The 658-nt window shown below is 42.2% G+C and carries 1 protein-coding gene; it reads right to left on the bottom strand.

Annotated elements, in window-relative coordinates:
• Positions 1 to 416: 416 nt before the first annotated feature.
• Positions 417 to 658 (bottom strand): hypothetical protein (locus tag CIK04_RS33510; protein ID WP_325205740.1); only part of this gene is annotated, 242 nt, incomplete at its 5' end.

Below are 658 nucleotides of genomic sequence, written 5' to 3'. Positions count from 1 at the left end.
TATGCCCCATCACGCTCCAAAGTTAAAGAAAAAGAGCTTCTTCAGATAGTCACCGTAGAAGGTAAATTGGTATACCCGCAAACCTTTATCTGACAATCTGCGCTCGAAAAACCCAGTCTATTGGGACTCGTGCTCAAGCACTGTTGATGTTTACTCGGTGGCTCGAATTAACAGGTAAATCTTACAGAGATATCTTCGCAGACCCTTCCGACGGTGTCGGGCATGAATTTGCTGATTTTCTTGTTCGGTGTGTAATTGGTGAGCATGATGAAGGACTAAATCTCGCCTTGTCTACAGCGAAAACGTACATGAGATTTGTTATCGAWTTTTACAAATGGATGAACCGAGAAGGTGTACTAGTTTGGTCTGATAAAGTAAGACCGTTTGAATTCACATTGAAGCGAATACCTCGTAAATCAAAACAGAACGTCGATATGTTGAGTCACACAAAAAGAAACCATGAGATTTTGGTTCAAACAAGTAGCGTCATGAATAAGTTCCCTCGCTCTGCAAAAATCCCACCTCATAAGAAACGCTGAAACCATTGCAGAGCCATGAATAGAGGTGCTTCGATAGTTATATTCATCGAGCTGAGTTCCAGTTACGTAACCGACTAATGATTGAGCTGGCTTACAAGGGAGGGCTTCGAGTTGAAGAW

Source organism: Vibrio sp. 03_296 (assembly GCF_002265885.1).
Note: the sequence above shows the minus strand (reverse complement) of the source record. Positions and strands in the feature narration are given on the sequence as shown.